The following is a 1104-nucleotide window of genomic DNA, read 5'->3' as shown; positions in this document are numbered from 1 at the left end:
AGATTATTGCCTCCACCACCGTCATTCCTGCGCAGGCAGGAATCCATTGTCTCGCGGAGTTAGATACACCCAATTAGTAGGTATCGACGGGGAAATCATGGTATTTAGAATGATCTAGCATTTTCCAGCACCTGAGGTGGGTTCAAAACAATGGATTCCCGTCTGCGCGGGAATGACGAGAATCTGCGCGAGAATGACGTAGAGGTAGTTGGGCCGGTTTATTCGCCTATAAATAAGGAAAAACAAAGTGACAAGAATTGCAGTGACCGGTGCAGCTGGTCGAATGGGTAAAATGTTAATTGAGGCCGTGGGTCTATCTTCTGAAGCAGAGCTAACGGCAGCCATTGAGCGCCCAGAAAGTTCCCTTGTCGGAACGGATGCTGGAGAGTTAGCAGGTGTGGGTGCGAACGGTGTTGTTGTCTCAGGTAGCTTGTCTGAAGTGATTGGTCAGTTCGATGTCTTGATTGACTTCACTGCGCCCGTAGCGACCTTGGCAAATGCTAAGTTATGTGCGGAGCATGGTAAGGGTATTGTTATCGGAACGACTGGCTTTACCGTTGAAGAAGAGGAGGAGTTGTTATTGGCTCAGTCTTCTGCGGCAATGTGTAAGGCTGCCAACTTTAGTACAGGCGTAAATGTTTGCCTGAACCTGCTTCAAAAAGCGGCTGAAATTTTGGGTGACGACTACGATGTTGAGGTTTACGAAGCTCATCATCGACATAAGGTTGACGCGCCTTCTGGTACTGCACTGGCGATGGGGCAAGCGGTGGCCGATGGTTTGGATCGGGATTTACGCTCGGTTGCGGTTTATGGGCGAGAAGGTCAAACCGGTGCACGTGATAAAGAAACTATTGGTTTTGCGACCGTTCGTGGTGGTGATGTTGTCGGTGATCACACCGTGATGTTTTTGGGCGAAGGTGAGCGTGTAGAGATTACTCACAAAGCGTCTAGCCGTATGTCTTTCGCTCGGGGTGCAGTTCGTGCTGCAGCCTGGTTGCAGAGTCAGAAGCCTGGCTTGTATGAAATGCGAGATGTTCTGAATTTGAAATAAGTGGCTTGGCTAAAAAATGCGCTATGAACTGCCTCTCACTGATAGACATAATT

Annotated in this window: 1 protein-coding gene; it reads left to right on the top strand. The window is 49.0% G+C overall.

The window, feature by feature from the left end:
• The first annotated feature begins 247 nt into the window (after positions 1-247).
• The gene (gene dapB, locus A3766_RS24485) at positions 248-1051 is read left to right on the top strand and encodes a 4-hydroxy-tetrahydrodipicolinate reductase (RefSeq protein WP_068511692.1); all 804 of its coding nucleotides are present in this window, start codon (positions 248-250) and stop codon (positions 1049-1051) included.
• The last annotated feature ends 53 nt before the right edge of the window (positions 1052-1104 follow it).

The sequence above is a fragment of the Oleiphilus sp. HI0132 genome (assembly GCF_001635845.1).
This window is presented reverse-complemented; position numbering and strand designations above follow the sequence as displayed.